This window comes from Campylobacter sp. MG1, assembly GCF_026616895.1.
Taxonomy (GTDB): Bacteria; Campylobacterota; Campylobacteria; order Campylobacterales; family Campylobacteraceae; genus Campylobacter_E.
Window position 1 is genome coordinate 1 of record NZ_JANYME010000008.1, and the last position, 16836, is coordinate 16836.

The window sequence follows — 16836 nt, forward strand, 5'->3', positions numbered from 1 at the left end:
TATGATATAAAATTTAATTACATTTTAGATAGCTTTAGCCTCTCCCTTGCCTATTTTATTCTTGCGATTTATCTAGACTATATAAAGACAAATCAAAGCAGTTATAAACTCTAAAATGTGATGTATATTTATAAAAATGCAAAAAAACTAAATAATACACACTAAAAAACTTAATTTAAACTTTATAGTATTTTATTTAGCTTAAATATTCATAGTTAATGACTTTTGTTTCATTGTTATACTTCATTATTTATATCTATACTTTTAATTAGTTTTTATATTTATAAACACCTAATTATTTTATGTACCTTATATTAAAAATCTTTATTTTTTGATATGCTTTTTATTACGATACTAATTCACAATAATTATTTCACCTTAATCTATTTTTCATCTAATTTATTTATTTTTAATCATTTTTCTTTCAAATCTTTTAATATTTTAGGTGTTTCGTAATATTCTATTAAATAAAATAATTTAACAAATTCATAATTTTAATTAATTTTATTATTAAAAATATTATTCATTTCTAAAAAAATATATCAAATTATAAATTTAACTGCAAAATAAAAATTATTATAATAAATTAATATATTATATAAAACTAAAAATTTAATTAAATAATTTTTAAAATAAATTTTATTTTTTCAATAAATTATAATTTAAATTATATATAAAATTAAAATTTCAAACAATAAATTTTACTAGTCCATAAATTTATTCTATATAAATTAAATATTAAAAATTTAACCAGATCATTTTGCATTAGCAATGCTATAAAACATAAAAACAATTATTATACAATTTCAATCTATTAAATTAAATAATAAAATGTTTAAAGTAAATTTACCTTAAACATTAAATCTAAAGTGCATTATATCGCCGTCAATTACTTCGTAATCTTTACCTTCTAAGCGTAATTTACCTGCTTCTTTAGCCTTTGCTTCACCACCACAATTTACGAAATCATCATAGCTAATTACTTCAGCCTTGATAAAGCCTTTTTCAAAATCATTATGAATTACACTTGCAGCCTTAGGAGCTTTATAACCTTTATGAATAGTCCAAGACCTAACTTCTTTAACCCCGCAAGTAAAATAAGAAATCAAATTAAGCTTAGCAAAACTTGTCCTAATAATAGCTGCTAAACCACTTTCATTTACACCTAATTCTTTTAAAAACTCATTAGCTTCAGCTTCGTCCATTCCAACCAAATCTTCTTCAAGCTTAGCACATAATTTTAAAACGCTATGATTTGATTTGGCTGCATATTCACGCACCTTTTTTACATAATCATTATCATCTAATAATTCATCTTCGCTTACATTAACGCCATAAATTACTTCTTTAGCACTAAGTAATCTTAATTCTTTATTTAAAGTTATAAAAGCTTCACTATCACGATTATTATATTCACTAGCTAATTTGCCATCTTCTAGGTGTTTTAATAAATCCTGTGCTAATTCAAGGCATTCTTTAGCACCTTTAAGATTTGCTCTTGCTTCTTTGCTAAGTCTATCAAGCTTTTTATTAAGTTGTTCAATATCAGCTAAGATTAATTCAAGATTTATGATTTCTATATCTCTTAACGGGTCAACCCCACCTTCAACATGAGTGATATTCTCATCATCAAAACATCTTACTATATGTAAAATCAAATCAGTTTCACGAATATTTGCTAAGAATTTATTCCCTAAACCTTCGCCTTTACTAGCACCCTTTACAAGACCTGCAATATCTACAAATTCTATCATTGAGTGCATTATTCTTTCAGGATTTACTATATTTGCTAAGACTTTTAATCTCTCATCAGGCACTTCAACAATAGCTTTATTTGGCTCAATGGTGCAAAATGGATAATTTGCTGCTTGAGCGTTTGCTGCCTTTGTTAAAGCATTAAAAGTCGTGCTTTTACCAACATTAGGAAGTCCAACAATACCTACGCTAAGGCTCATTTTGCGCTCCTTGCCATTCTAAGTAAGTTTATAATATTCATTCTAACTCCAGCTGCACTTGCTCCATAAGCATTCTCGCCCCACACTTTTTCTACATAAGCAGGTCCAGCAATGTCTAAATGCAACCATTTGTCTTTATATTCTTTTCTAATAAACTCGCCTAAGAACATTCCTGCACTAATTGCCCCACCATATCTTGAGCTACCTGTATTACTAACATCAGCTATTTTACTTTTGATAAGCTCTTTAATGTGTGGGTTAAAGTGTAAAACGCAAGTATATTCGCCACTTCTTTTTGAATTGTTATAAAACTCGTTTTGTAAGTCTTCATTATATCCCATAATACCACTTGTATATTCGCTAAGCCCAACCACACAAGCACCCGTTAAAGTAGCTAAATCTATTAATAAATCAGGCTTTAAATCTTGAGCAAAACTCAAGCAATCTGCTAAAACCAATCTTCCTTCAGCATCAGTATTTCTTACTTCTATACTTACACCTTCTCTTGAAATCAATATATCATCAGGCATATATGATTTTTCGCTTATGCAGTTTTGTGCTGCACCTATAATTCCGTGTATTTCATAAGGTAGTTTTAACATACTAGCTGCTTTTAAAATACCTAAAACAGCAGCCGCACCACTCTTATCAGCTTTCATAGTTAGCATATAATCAGCCGGTTTAAGACTTAGCCCACCTGTATCATATACAAGCCCTTTTCCTACATAAACTATTTTTTTAATAGCGTTTTGTGGTTTATAAGCTAAGTGGATTAATTTTGCAGGATAACTACTTGCACGATTTACTGCTAAAAATGCGTTCATTCCTTCTTTTTGTAAATAATCATCGCTATAAACATTGCATTCTAAATCAAATTCTTTAGCTAATTTTAAAGCGTCTTTTTCAAAACTAAGTTGATTATAAGTGCTTGGAATTTCATTTACTATATTTTTTACATCTTCACAAGCATTTGCTAATACTTTACCTAGCTCAACGCCTTGTTGAATATCATCGTTTTGTTGTGTTTCAAGGCTTATTAATTCTATTTTAGAATTCTTAGGCTCTTTATGATATTTGTTAAACTCATATAAAGATGAAATAACAGCATAAATATGAGCATAAGCACTATAAAACTCACAACCAAGATTAATAAATTCAAGGCTAATGCTTTTTATATTTAAGCTCTTAATGCTCTTAATCGCACTACCTAAACTAGCTATAAAACTAGCATAAGTTAATTCATCGTTTAAGCCAACATAAAGCGTTCTTTTAGCTAGGTTGCAAATCGCTCCAACTCCTTTATAATCATTTATTTCAAAAAATTCTTTATCATCAAATCTACTTAAATCTTTGTTTTGTATCAAACAAACTTTAAAATCAGTATTTTTTTCATTAAATACTACTTTCATTTTTTTTACCTTTCTTACTTAATAATTTATTTTCTAAACTTTTAAAAGCATATAAAATTAAGCATAAAAATCCTATTACTAAAATAGCTGCTAAATACCAATGCTCTTTTGCCCAATTAATAATAGCCCAAATTTGTTCTCCGAAAATATAAACAGTTACTATTGTTACTGCTGCCCAAATTTGAGCTGAAATAAAATTGATTATTCCAAATTTCTTTGCACTATAATTAGTAAGCCCTATACTCATAGGAATAACGGTTCTAAAACCATACATATAGCGTTGAATAAATATTATAGGCCAGCCGTATTTTTGAAGTAAAATCTGTGCTACTGCAAATTTTCGCCTTTGTGTTTTTAGCTTTTTTCTAATATAGCTTTTTGAGTATCTTCCTATATAAAAATATATCTGATCGCCCAAAAATCCCCCACAACCTGCTATAAATGTGATAAGTCCTATATGAATATGTTCTCCGTGAGCTGCAAGTCCTGCTAGTATTAATGCAGTTTCGCCTTCTAGCGTGCACCATAAAAATATAATAATACTAGCAATTACGATTTTATCTCTAAATAAGGAAGTTAAAACCCCCTCAGGGTCAGCAAAAAAGGAATTTATAAAATTAATTATCATATCCATTGCTAATCCTTTAAAACACAATAAATATCGTCACAATGCTCTTTTAAAGCATCATACCCACCGATATTTATATCTATTAAAAAACAACTCTTAATTTCTTTAGCACCTGCTAATTTTAATAATTTCATACAAGCAATGCTAGTGCCACCTGTAGCTAATAAATCATCCATAAAAAGAACTTTTACATCTTTTTTGCCTAAAAATGCGTCCTTTTTCATCTCTATTTTATCTTTGCCGTATTCTAAATCATATTCAATGCTTATTAGCTCTCCTGGGAGTTTATTTTTCTTTCTAATTGGAACAAAAGGGATATTTAAAATAGCTCCTAATGCAGCTGCAAAAATAAAGCCACGACTTTCAGCTCCTACTAAAAAATCAAATTCTTCATCTTTATATTTATCTTTTAAGTGATTTATTAAAACTTGCCAACCTTCTTTATCTGCTAAAAGCGTGGTAATATCTGCAAATACAATTCCTTCTTTTGGGTAGTTTGGGTATCTTTTTATCTTCTCATTTAATAATTTTTCTATATTCATAATTGCCCTTAAATTAACTTATATCATTAATCTCTTCTGATTTTGATTTTAATTTATCATTTTCTAAACGATATTTTGAATTTCTAATTCTTAAATTTATTATTTCATTTTTAAGTTTAATAATTTCACTATCTAATAAATCAATATTTTCTAAAGAACTCTTAAAATGAGTTTGTAATTTTTTAATTAATTCTTCCATATCAATAATATTATTTTCTAAATTTTCTTTTATATTTTTCTCTCTTAAAAAAAGAGCTTTATAATAAAACATCATTACTATAAAAAATATGCAAACACAAATTAATATGAATACAATAAAATAATCAAGCATTTAATTTAGCCCTAATTTTTTTACTCTATTTTCGTGTCTTCCACCAAGAAATGGGGTATTTATAAAGGTTATGATTAAATTTTTTGCAAGTTCAAAATCAACAAATCTAGCGCCTAAAGATATAACATTAGCGTCATTATGTTCTCTTGCTAATCTTGCATAATCTTCGCAATGACAAAGTGCTGCACGAATATGCTTATGACGATTTGCCGCTATGCTAATTCCTATACCACTTCCACAAATAATAACACCTATTGCATTTGTATCGTTTTTAAGCTCATTTGCTAATTTATTAGCATAATCAGGATAATCCACACTATCATCACTATCACAACCAAGATTTATACATTCGTATTCTTTACTAAAGTATTCAATCAAACTAAACTTTAACTTAGTTGCTGCGTGGTCGTTTGCAAAATAAATTCTCATATTTTTCCTTGATATAAAATAATTTTAGTTTAATATTTAAAAGTTAATTAATAAAAAAAGTTAATAATTAAAAATATAAAAATTGCCACACAACAGTGGCAATAAATTATTTATTTTTCTTTAGGTAAAAGAATTTCTAAAACTATAGCACTTAAACCACCTGTTGCTATAGCTGAACTAAATAAAGTTTTAAAAAATTCTGGTAAATGTTCTAAAATTTGTGGCTGAGTACTTACCCCTAATCCTAAAGCTAAAGATATAGATAAAATCATAACCGAACGCTTATTTAATTGTTCTCTTGAAATTATCTTAATTCCTGTTGCTGCAATTGTTCCAAACATTACTAAAATAGCTCCACCAATAACTGGTTCAGGTATTCTTAAAGCAAACTCCGCAACAATAGGAAAAATCCCACAAAGCATTAACATTATACAAACGATATATCCTACATAACGACTTGCTACTCCGCTAAGAGCAATTACAGCGTTATTTTGTCCAAAACAAGAATTTGGGAAAGTATTGAAAAAACCTGATACAAATGAATTAAATCCATTAGCAAATACTCCGCCTCTAAGCCTTCTTTCATAAATTTCTCCACTTAATGGCTGCTTACTAAGCTCACTCGTAGCACTAATATCACCTATCGTTTCAAGAGATGTTATTAAAAAAATTATCACAAAAGTTAAAATTAAACCTGGTTCTATACTAAGACCATAAAATAATGGAATAGGAACAATGAAAGTATCAACTGCATTAATATTATCTAAGCTAAACCTTCCTATAAAAGATGCTAAAACTATACCTATTAATATTGAAAAAAATAAAGCTCCTACCCTAAAAATAGGTTGTTTAAATGAATTAAAAATAATTATAAATAATAATACAATGCCACTTAACATTAAATTTTCTAAACTAGCAAATTGTAAATTTGGTGCTAAATCTTTATTCATACTAGAATAGCCACCACCAGCACTTATTAAGCCAGCACTTATTAATGTAAGACCAATTATCATAACGACTATTCCACAAACTAAATTAGATATTATTTTTCTAACATATTTTAGACTAACTGAAACTAACATCTCGGTAATACTGCAAAGCATTAATGTACCAAAAATTGCACCTAAAATTTGTGCATCACTAAGCTCTTTATTTTTTAAAATCAAGCCTCCAAAAATAATTGCTGAAACAAAATTAAAACTTGTTCCTTGTACACTCAAAAGTCCTGAGCCTATTTGAAATTTTCCTATTTTAATAGTACTCATCTGTATGAATCCAGCTACACCACTAGCAAATAAAGACATTGATACAATTCTCGTAATATTTTCTTCATCTAACCCTATACCTTTTCCTATAAGAAGTGATGGAGTAATTACAGCTACAAACATAGCCATTAAATGCACAAGTGCAGCAAGTAATGCACGCATAAACGGTGGTCTATCTTCTAAATGATAGATTAATTCATCTTTCATTTTTCATCCTTAAATTTTATCTAAATATTTTAAAAGCTTTGAAGCAACATAGTCATAACCTTGTTTTGTTAAATGAGTATTTTTTAAAGATTTGTTTTGTTTAATCCACTCTTGTTTACCCCCCTCTTTTTGCATTAATTCATCAATATCAAAAACATTAACTTGATTTTGTTCTGCGAGCTTTTTTATTAATTTCTTAATATTGTCGTTATTCTTACCTTTAACATAAACTTTATCTTTATATATAACGGGTTCAGGTGGAATTAATAAAATAATTTTAGCTGAATTAAAAATTTTTATTAAATTATTAAATTTAAATAAAAATTCATCTGAATTTATAGTATCTGCTACACTTTCATTTGTACCGAAAGAAAAAATAACTAAATCATAATTTAATTTTTTAGCTGCTATTTTTTGTATATTTTTATTAATCCTATCATAATTAAAAATACTAGCACCATTAATACCAATACTATCAATAAATGTCTGATTATTTGAAAAAAATCCACCTATAGTTGTATTATTTTTTACATTAAAATTTATGTTTTGAGTAATTTTAGTATATTTTTTAAAACTCCAGATATTATTTTTTAATTCTAAATACTCTATATTTTTTGGGGTAAAATCTAAATTTATATTTATCTTACAATCATTATTACAAACAGCATTTATTCCTGAAAAAGCTAAATTATTTTTAGTATTTATCAAATAATTTATATTAAAATTTTCGTTATTATATTTAACCAAATATTGATTATGCCATTTAGGTAAATCAGGGGGGATAAAGCCTAAATAATGTATATTTAAAGCGTTTCTAAAATAATTACTCATATAATCACTCGCTATATGAGAATCACCTATAAATAATATTTTTTTAAATTTAATATTATCAGATCTTTGATTATTAATTTCATCTTTATCTAAAACTTTATTTTCAATAATAACTTTATCTTTTTCTAGCTTATCATTTGATAAAACCTCAGTTTTACCATCAATCGCCTTATTAGAGCAAGAAGTAAATAATAAAAAAATGAGTAAAAAAACAACCCATCTCATTGGAATTCAACCTTTTTAAAAAAATCATCTGATAATAAAGCATACCCATAAGGAGTAAAATGTATACCATCATTTGACCGTATTTTTTTACTTTTGCCGTCAATTTTTATATAAAAATCAAAATGCTCAGTTAATATAGGATTTAATTTTATAAAATGATAATTTCTTTTATTTGATAAATACAAAAATATATCATTTAAAATTCTCACTTTATCATTTTGAATTTCATTTTTAACAACTGGTAGTTCATACCAAAATAAATTAGCATTATATTTTTGTGCTACTTCAACAAGCTCATTTATCCTTCTTATATAAAATTCAATCCATTCTTTATCACCAAATTTTAATAATTTTTTATTTTCACTAGCGTCCCATAAATCATTAACACCAACAAGCATTACAATATTTCTTATATCTTTATTACTAAGTGTATCATCTAAAACCTTAGCATAGTCGTAGTATTTTTTTCTAAGTAATCCAGTGCTTTGCTTTGCAATATTTTCACATTTTATATTTTTCTTTCTAGCTTTATTACAAATTGCAACCCCCACGCCTTGCATTAAACTATCACCTAAAAGTATTAAACCATCATCTTTTTTCAAAACTATATTTTGTTTTATATTTTTATATTCATCATATATAAGTTTTATTTTATGCAAATGACTTAAATGACACTTATCATACATATAAAATATTTTATATTCTTGTTTTTCATCTAAAAAATTATCTAAATTTGATAATTCATCTTTGTTTAATAAAAAAACATTATTTTCTAAATATAATCTAAATTCATTTGCTTTTGATAAAAAAATATTATTGTACAATATCGGTTTATGATATGTTTGATAATAATACTCTTTTAAAGAATCATTAAAAATTCCTATAAAAAGCAAGCTAGATGTAATTAAAATTAATATAAATTCTCTCATTAAAAACCTATATATATAAAATTTGGAATACCATTAGGCATATAAATAAACACAATTAATAAAACTATATTAATAAAAATAATTTTTGTAATTAAATCTAATTTTCTAAGAAAAATAACTAACAAGGCTAAATGATTTTTTGAGTAAAAATTAATAATAAACAAAACAACAATAGTAGTAAATAAATAAATTTCTTGAATACTTATATTTTTATTATTAATAAATAAACTAAGTGTATTTATAGCATTATCAAATGTTAAAAAGAAAAAACTCCAAATCAAAGATATATATGTAAAATTTATAAATGATGATAAAATTGGTTTCATATTAAATTTAAAAATATTTATAAAAATTAAACCACAAGCATGTAATAAACCCCATACTAAAAAATTAAGTTCAACACCATGCCATAAACCTGATAATGAAAAAGCACAAAAAATATTAAAATAATGTCTAATAATATTTTTTGTTCTACCTCCTAAAGGTATATATATATAATTTTTAATAAAATTTGATAACGACATATGCCATCTACGCCAAAAATCTTGGATATTTTTAGCTTTAAATGGGTTATTGAAATTTCTAGGTAATTTTATACCTAATATCAATGCTATAGCACTCACTAAATTCACATAAGCACTAAAATCCAAATATAACTTTATAGAGTATAAATAAAAATAATTTAATAATCCTAAAATTCCTAAATTATCAATATCGTTAGCATAGTCAATAAATAATTTATCAATAAAAGGCAATAAAAAAAGCATTTTTACTAAAGCAAATAATATATTAGATAAAACTAAATTTAAATGTTTGAATCTCTTTAAATTGTCGAATTGTTTTTTAAAATCTTTAAACTCAAATATAGGTCCACTAAGAAAAATAGCAAAAAAACTAAAATAACTAAGTAAATAAAAATATCCTACCGGTCTTTCTTTATTCTTATATATATAAACTAAATAGGTAATAGAATTAAATGTATAATAGCTAAGTCCAACTGGAAAAAATATTTCACTAAAGCCTTCTAAATTAATAAGAGTAAAAAAATAATCCAAACTATCCTTTATATATTGATATGACTTGAAAAACGCTAAATTTAATACCACAGCAAATATAATTGTCAAAAAAATATTCTTACTATTTCTAGTATAAATACTCAATGCAAAAAAATGTATAAAAAAAGTAAATATAATTAAAACTATAAAACAATATAAATTTATTTTATATATAAAAAATAAAGAAAAAGCTAATAATAAAATATTTTGAATCTTTAAATTTGACTTATTATAAATAATAAAAAAAATCAAAAACAATATTAAAAATTCAATAGAAAATAAATTTAGTTTTAAATTAAATATATTCACTTCAAACCTTTTAATATATTAGCCAACAATAAAGCTCCATCATCATAATCTAAATCAAATAAATTTGAAGAATATTTTAAGGCATCATTCATAATTAAATTTAAAACTTTATCAACATTTATATCTTTTTCTTCACATAAAAAAGCTAATTTTTTATCTACTAAATAAAGTGCATTGTAATATTGATGATTTTTATAAGCGTATTTGTATGGTACAAAGAGTGTTGGTAATGCTATATTTACTAATTCAAAACTAGCACTTGCTCCAGCTCTACTAATACAAAAATCAGCCTCTCTCATATATTTATAAATTTCTTTAGAAAATCCTATTAATATAGGTTTTTTATCAAATTTAGAATATTCTTTTTCATATTTATCGTATTCTTTAGCCCCACATTGATGAATTAAATTTATATTCAATTTTAATAATTCAGGATACAACTCTAATGCAAAATCATTCAAAAATCTAGCCCCTTGAGAACCACCTAATATCAATACAGTCTTAATTTCAGTTCTTTTTCTTTTTAATTGTTTGTAAATATTTTGAATAGGATATGGACAAAGTTCTTTTTCATATGCACTAAAAAATTTATAAGCAAATGGTTTTAATATCTTATTTGCTAAACCTATTTTTGAATTTTGCTCATGTATTATCAATTTTTTAAAAGATATTATTGCTGCTAAAGATGCTGGTACGCTTGAATATCCACCTACACTAAACACACAACTAATTTTATGTTTTTTAAATATTTTTAAACATTCATAAACTAATACTAATAAAGAAAATAAAACCTTAATCTTACCAAAAATTCCCTGATTTACAAAACCACTACTTTTTAAAAAATAACATTTTTCACCACTAAACCATAGACTATCCTGCCCTTTAGTACTACCTATATAAACAAAATCATCTAAATTATTTGCAACTGCCTTAGCTACTGCTAAATGTCCACCTGTTCCGCCACCAGTTATTAAAATCATATTTTTATATCCAATTCTTTATTTTCACCAGCATTTTTAAAAATACATAAAATCGCACCTATACCTATGGAATTTGCTATCATAGAACTACCACCGTAACTTAAAAATGGAACTGCAATACCTTTTAATGGGATAAAAGATATAATACCACCTAAATTCATAAAAAAACTAATCATCAAACATATTCCAATTCCATAACAAAATAAATGATCTTTTTTATTTTTCATTAATACTGCTAATCTAAATATTGATAAAATCAAAATTACAAAAATAACACCAACACCTATAAAGCCTAAAAAACCTATCTCTTCAGCAATTCCAGCTAAAATAAAATCAGTATGCACCTCGCTTAAAAATCCTAATTTAAAAACACCTAATCCAAATCCCCTACCTACAAATCCACCATTATAAATAGCATTAATACTGTGAAAAATTTGATAAGGCATTTCTGAATTACTCACTCTTAAAATCTCTTGTATATTTTCAGGAAATAATAATAAGAAAAAATCTTGCGCACCACCCCACCAATCTAATATTCTTTGTAATCTTCTAGGACTAATTAATATTATTAAAATAATTGCTAATACGGATGCTAATATTAAAGAGAAAAATAATTTATAACTAACACCTGCTCTAAATGCCATAAAAATTAAAACCATAGCTATTAAAACACACTGCCCTAAATCATTTTGAGTACTATAAATAAGCCAAAAAAGAATAATATAAATTAAAACAGTAGGAAGTAATATTACACATTCTTTAACCACAGATTTTTCACCAGCATATATTCTTCTTGAATAAGTTAATGCTAGTAAATAAATAGCACCTATTTTTAGAAATTCAAGTGGTGCAAGTGAAAAACCAAAGACTCTAATCCACCTTCTAGCACCTTTTGTCTCGACAACTAAAGAAGTTGGTAATAATGGTAATATAGCACATGCAATAAGAGCTACTAAAAACATAACTATCATTAAATTATAGCAAGTTTTTTTACTCATAAACTGCATTGCACATATTATTGAAATTCCAACTAATGAAAACAAAAACTGATGGTATAAAAATTCATACGGACTCTTTTGACCACCATAATTAAAAAATCCAGTAGAAAATACAAACACAACACTTATCATCATTAAAAATAATGTAGCTACAAAAATTCTAGTGTGTGTATTAAGCAAATTAATGCCTTTTTTCAGAGATTGATTGTAAAGCTATTATTAATTCATCTAAATTTTCATATGGTATATGAATCTTCCACTCAGGAGTATTATCTTTAAGGCATATTGCTACACTTAAAACATCTTTACTACCACTACCATAAGGCTCTTTTATATTAGCTAATGAAATTTTACCACTTTGTGTATCATTTAATAAAATGGTATTTAAAACATCAACTTTCATTTATTAATCCTTTTTAATTTTGCTTGCATTTTTAGCCACTCACTTTGCTCCATTATAGGAAATCCACCATAAACCTTGCCACCAGCTAAATCTTTACTAACTCCGCCCCTAGCAGCAATAATAGCACCATCGCCAATTTTTAAATGCCCACTCGTTGCACTCTGACCACCCATTACAACAGCATTTCCAAGCTCACTTGAACCCGCAAGTCCTGTTTGAGATACTACTAAGCAACCTTGACCTAAAACACAATTATGTCCTATTTGAACTAAATTATCAATTTTAGTGCCTGTTTTTATAAGTGTTTTTGAAAACACTGCTCTATCAATACAAACGCACGAACCAATCTCAACAAAATCTTGTAATTCTACATAACCATTATGATAGATTTTAAAATGTCCTTTGCTATTACTTGCATAGCCAAAACCATCGCTTCCAATAACACTTCCAGCATGAATTATACAATGATTTCCTATTACACTATCATTGTAAATTGTAACATTTGGGTATATTATTACATTATCTTTAATACAAACTCCATCGCCAATATAAGCACCTGCTAAAATAGTGCAATTACTTCCTATGCTAACATCTTTACCTATATAAACATTTGGCATTATTGTTGTATTTTCGCCTATAATTGCGTCTTTACCAACTCTAATTAAATCCTTAGAAAATACCTTACTAAACAATGCAAAAATATATTTTGGGTCTTCACAAATAACTGCTTTTACATTTGTCGGTAAAAGATTTGCTAATTTTTCACTAATTAATACCGCACCTGCTTTAGTAGTTTTTAAAGCATCACATTCTTTTATACAAAAACTAAGCTCATTTTCATTTGCATCTTCTAAGGAATTTAAATTTGAAATTTGCATTTCAAATTCTATTTTAATTCCTATATTTTCACATAATTCTTTTAAACTTTTCATTTAACTTCCATTAACAATGAACCACTTCTAGCATAATCAATAGGATTAAATTTTTTCATAGTCTTTAAAAAATTATCTATTCTATCACTTGTATCATTTACGCATATAGTAATTGTCTCATCATTTGAATGAGCTATACTGCCATTAAAGCTTTTAAGCAAACTATCAAGCCCTGCTAAATTTTCATTTATACCTATTCTTACCAAGGCACATTCTCTTTCTACAAACTCACAACCTTCTAAAACCTTATAAGTAGGAATTAATTTATGAAGTTGTTTTGTAATTTGTTCAAACGCTGCATCATCTCCACTCGTAGTTATATTAATTCTTGAAAATTCATTATTCATAGTAGGTGCCACAGTTAAACTATCTATATTATACCCACGACCTGAAAAAAGCCCTACAACTCTACTTAAAACCCCATGTTCATTTGATACTATTATGCTTAAAGCTCTTTTCATTTATTGTCCTTTGCTATTAAATTTTGTGGTAATATCATATTATAAATTGCAGCACCTGCTGGAACCATTGGTAAAACATCTTCAAATCTTGAAATAACAACATCAATCACGCAAGTTCTAGGGCTTTTTAAACATTCGTGATATGCTTTAATAAATTCATCTTTACTCTTTACTCTATAGGCATCGCAGCCAAAACTTTTCGCTAACATTTCATAATCGGGTTGCACATCTTCAAGATTAGTTTCTGAATATCTTTCATTATAAAATCTAGTTTGCCATTGACGAACCATTCCTAAATATGAATTATTTAAAATAATATTAATTACTTTTTTATTACTTGCTGTTAATGTCATTAATTCTTGAATATTCATCAAAAACGAACCATCACCAGCAAAATTAAGAACTACTTCATTATTTTTTGCAAATGCAACTCCTAAAGCAGCAGGAATTGAATATCCCATAGTTCCTAAACCACCACTTGTGCTAAGTCTTCTTGGTTCATTGAATTTAAAAAATTGCGCTACCCACATTTGGTGTTGCCCTACATCGGTAATAACATTAGCATTAGGAGTAATTTTCGCACATTCATTAATTACCCATTGAGGTTTTAATACCTCATCGCTATCTTGATATGTAAATGTAGGATATAAATTTTCATGCCTATTTAAAATTTCATGCCACTCGCTAAAATCTAAGTTATTACCAACTTCATTATTTAAATCACTCATAACATTTTTAATATCGCCAACTATAGGAAAATCAGCTTTAATTATTTTGGATATTGAACTAGGATCAATATCAATATGAGCAATTTTTGCTAATTTTGCAAACTCGCTAGTTTTACCTGTAATTCTATCATCAAATCTAGCACCGACTGATATCAATAAATCACATTCACTCATAGCCATATTAGCTCTGTAGCTTCCATGCATTCCTGCCATTCTTAAATTATATGGATTATCGTGTTCTAATACTCCTAAACCCATTAAAGTGCAAACTGCTGGTATTTTAGTTTTTTCAATAAAATAACGAATTTCATTACTAGCATTAGAACTAATACATCCACCACCTAGATATAAAAGTGGTTTTTTAGATTCTAATATTGCATTTGCTAAACGCTTTATTTGTCTTGGATTACCTTTATAAGTTGGCTTATATGTTTTTATATTTATTTCGCTAGGATATTTAAATTCACCCTTTGTAGCTGTAATATCCTTTGGAATATCAATGTGAACAGGCCCTGGACGACCACTTCTTGCTATAAAAAAAGCTTCTTTTAAAACTCTTGGTAATTCTTCAATAGTTTTTACTAAATAAGAATGCTTTACACAAGGCCTACTCATTCCAACTGCATCAATTTCTTGGAACGCATCAGTTCCTATTAGTGAATTTGCAACTTGAGCTGAAATTAAAACCATTGGAATACTATCAGCATAAGCTGTAGCAACCCCTGTTAAAGTATTTGTAAATCCTGGACCACTTGTAACAATAGCAACTCCAACTTTACCACTAGCCCTTGCATAGCCATCTGCTGCGTGAGCTGCACCTTGTTCGTGACGAACTAAAACATGTTTAAAATCATTTTGTTTATATAATTCATCATAGATATTTAAAGCTGCTCCACCAGGATAACCAAAAACTACTTCAACACCTTCTAGCTTTAAAGCTTCACAAATCATCTTAGAACCATTTATCATTTTTACTCCTTAACATTAATAAATCCATATGATTTTAAATAATTCTATACTTAAAATTTAAAAACTAAAACTTAATAAAAGCACTCATTTTAGTTTATCAATAAATTTACTATTTTTGTTACATTTAGTAAAATATAACTTGATATTTTAAAAAAAATATCTTAATAAATAAAATACAAGGAAAAAATATGAAATTATTAAGCATAGCTTTAGAAAATTCTGCAAATTCTCATCTAAAACATATATTAAAAAAATTAGATAATATAGAATTATACGGGATTTATGATATTAATTTAAAAAATGAAATTCCTATTTTAAATTCTAATAATTATTGTGATTTTACAGAATTTAATGCTATGGGTTTTGTGCAGATTTTGCCACTTATTTTAAAAGCAAAAAAAGCTATAAAAAATTTGGTTCAAATAGCACTTAATGATAAAATTGAAAAGATTTTATTAATTGATTCTCCTGCTTTTAATATACCATTTGCAAAAGCCTTAAGAAAAGCAGGTTTTAAAGGCAAAATTATTTATTTTATCTTGCCACAAGTTTGGGCTTGGAAAAAAGGTAGGATTAAGGTAGTTGAGAGTTTATGTGATGAATTAGTTGGGATTTTGCCTTTTGAAAATCAGTATTTTAAAAAATCTCATTATTTTGGAAATCCAAGCAATGAAGCATTGAAAGATTATTTTAAAGAAAACTCAAATTCTAAAAAATTAATAGCCTTTTTACCAGGTTCAAGAAAAAGCGAAATCAAATCTTTAATGCCGATTTTTAGGAATTTAAAACAAGATTTTAAAGACTATGAATGCGTAGTTTGTGTGCCAAATTTTTTAAAAGATAGATTAGATTTATATGAAGATTTAAGCGGCTTTACTATCTCATATGATACTAAGGCTACCTTAAAAGAATGCGAGTTTGCTTATATTTGTAGCGGGACTGCAAGTCTTGAAGCAGGGCTTATTGGAAATGCTTTTTGTTTATGTTATAAGGCTAAAATGATTGATTATTTCATAGCAAAAACTTTAGTAAAAATCAAATTTATTGGACTTTGTAATATTATTTTTGATAAGCTTGATTTAGGAGAGTTTCATAAAGAATTTGTTCAAAAATTTGATAAAATAGAGTTGATAAACGCATTTAAAAATGCTAATAAAGATGATTTTTTAAAAAAGTCAAAAAAATTAAGAGAGCTAACTAAAGGTGAAATAGCAAATAATTTAGTAAAATTAATTAAGGAGTAAAAAATG

17 protein-coding genes are annotated in these 16836 nt (G+C 26.5%); 1 reads left to right on the plus strand and 16 read right to left on the minus strand.

Translation table 11 applies throughout. The annotated features are described in order from the left end of the window. Window positions 1-851 precede the first annotated feature (851 nt). The 16 genes from ychF to NY022_RS07285 all read right to left on the minus strand — a co-directional run bounded on the left by ychF (window position 852) and on the right by NY022_RS07285 (window position 15586). Entirely contained in the window at window positions 852-1955 is a 1104-nt protein-coding gene (gene ychF, locus NY022_RS07210; RefSeq protein ID WP_267524823.1) for a redox-regulated ATPase YchF, read from the minus strand. Further along, window positions 1952-3364 (minus strand): leucyl aminopeptidase, encoded by a 1413-nt coding sequence (locus NY022_RS07215; protein ID WP_267524824.1) that lies wholly within the window; start codon window positions 3362-3364, stop codon window positions 1952-1954. Before NY022_RS07215 ends, ychF begins: the two co-directional genes overlap by 4 nt. Then, complete coding sequence (locus tag NY022_RS07220; RefSeq protein WP_267524825.1) at window positions 3348-3998, minus strand: DedA family protein; 651 nt, start codon at window positions 3996-3998, stop codon at window positions 3348-3350. Before NY022_RS07220 ends, NY022_RS07215 begins: the two co-directional genes overlap by 17 nt. Window positions 3999-4000: 2 nt before the next feature. After that, window positions 4001-4534, minus strand: a complete 534-nt coding sequence (gene apt / locus NY022_RS07225; protein ID WP_267524826.1) for an adenine phosphoribosyltransferase — start codon at window positions 4532-4534, stop codon at window positions 4001-4003. Window positions 4535-4547: 13 nt separating this feature from the next. Further along, the gene (locus NY022_RS07230) at window positions 4548-4865 is read right to left on the minus strand and encodes a hypothetical protein (RefSeq protein ID WP_267524828.1); all 318 of its coding nucleotides are present in this window, start codon (window positions 4863-4865) and stop codon (window positions 4548-4550) included. Continuing rightward, window positions 4866-5294 (minus strand): RpiB/LacA/LacB family sugar-phosphate isomerase, encoded by a 429-nt coding sequence (locus tag NY022_RS07235; RefSeq protein ID WP_267524830.1) that lies wholly within the window; start codon window positions 5292-5294, stop codon window positions 4866-4868. A 110-nt stretch (window positions 5295-5404) separates the two neighbouring features. Next, window positions 5405-6766: a uracil-xanthine permease family protein gene (locus NY022_RS07240; protein WP_267524832.1), complete on the minus strand. Its 1362-nt coding sequence runs from the start codon at window positions 6764-6766 to the stop codon at window positions 5405-5407. Between the two features lie 9 nt (window positions 6767-6775). Beyond that, window positions 6776-7822 (minus strand): GDSL-type esterase/lipase family protein, encoded by a 1047-nt coding sequence (locus tag NY022_RS07245; protein ID WP_267524834.1) that lies wholly within the window; start codon window positions 7820-7822, stop codon window positions 6776-6778. Further along, a complete protein-coding gene (locus NY022_RS07250) occupies window positions 7819-8751 on the minus strand; it encodes a hypothetical protein (protein WP_267524835.1) in 933 nt (310 codons plus the stop codon). The genes NY022_RS07245 and NY022_RS07250 overlap by 4 nt, the downstream gene beginning before the upstream one ends. After that, a complete protein-coding gene (locus NY022_RS07255; protein ID WP_267524837.1) occupies window positions 8751-10115 on the minus strand; it encodes an MBOAT family O-acyltransferase in 1365 nt (454 codons plus the stop codon). Before NY022_RS07255 ends, NY022_RS07250 begins: the two co-directional genes overlap by 1 nt. After that, window positions 10112-11095 carry a UDP-N-acetylglucosamine--N-acetylmuramyl-(pentapeptide) pyrophosphoryl-undecaprenol N-acetylglucosamine transferase gene (locus tag NY022_RS07260; RefSeq protein ID WP_267524839.1) on the minus strand — a complete coding sequence of 328 codons (984 nt, stop codon included), beginning with the start codon at window positions 11093-11095 and terminating at the stop codon, window positions 10112-10114. The genes NY022_RS07255 and NY022_RS07260 overlap by 4 nt, the downstream gene beginning before the upstream one ends. Beyond that, window positions 11092-12273, minus strand: coding sequence for an FtsW/RodA/SpoVE family cell cycle protein (locus NY022_RS07265; RefSeq protein ID WP_267524841.1), 1182 nt, complete (start codon window positions 12271-12273; stop codon window positions 11092-11094). Before NY022_RS07265 ends, NY022_RS07260 begins: the two co-directional genes overlap by 4 nt. A 1-nt stretch (window position 12274) precedes the next feature. Then, window positions 12275-12496, minus strand: a complete 222-nt coding sequence (locus tag NY022_RS07270) for a hypothetical protein (protein WP_267524844.1) — start codon at window positions 12494-12496, stop codon at window positions 12275-12277. Then, window positions 12493-13428 carry a UDP-3-O-(3-hydroxymyristoyl)glucosamine N-acyltransferase gene (lpxD, locus tag NY022_RS07275; RefSeq protein WP_267524846.1) on the minus strand — a complete coding sequence of 312 codons (936 nt, stop codon included), beginning with the start codon at window positions 13426-13428 and terminating at the stop codon, window positions 12493-12495. Before lpxD ends, NY022_RS07270 begins: the two co-directional genes overlap by 4 nt. Next, on the minus strand, window positions 13425-13889 hold the full coding sequence (gene ilvN / locus NY022_RS07280) for an acetolactate synthase small subunit (protein ID WP_267524848.1): 465 nt from the start codon (window positions 13887-13889) through the stop codon (window positions 13425-13427). Before ilvN ends, lpxD begins: the two co-directional genes overlap by 4 nt. After that, the gene (locus NY022_RS07285; protein WP_267524849.1) at window positions 13886-15586 is read right to left on the minus strand and encodes an acetolactate synthase large subunit; all 1701 of its coding nucleotides are present in this window, start codon (window positions 15584-15586) and stop codon (window positions 13886-13888) included. The genes ilvN and NY022_RS07285 overlap by 4 nt, the downstream gene beginning before the upstream one ends. 188 nt (window positions 15587-15774) lie before the next feature. On the opposite strand from NY022_RS07285, the gene NY022_RS07290 reads away from it, so the two are divergent. Further along, entirely contained in the window at window positions 15775-16830 is a 1056-nt protein-coding gene (locus tag NY022_RS07290; RefSeq protein ID WP_267524851.1) for a lipid-A-disaccharide synthase, read from the plus strand. The last annotated feature ends 6 nt before the right edge of the window (window positions 16831-16836 follow it).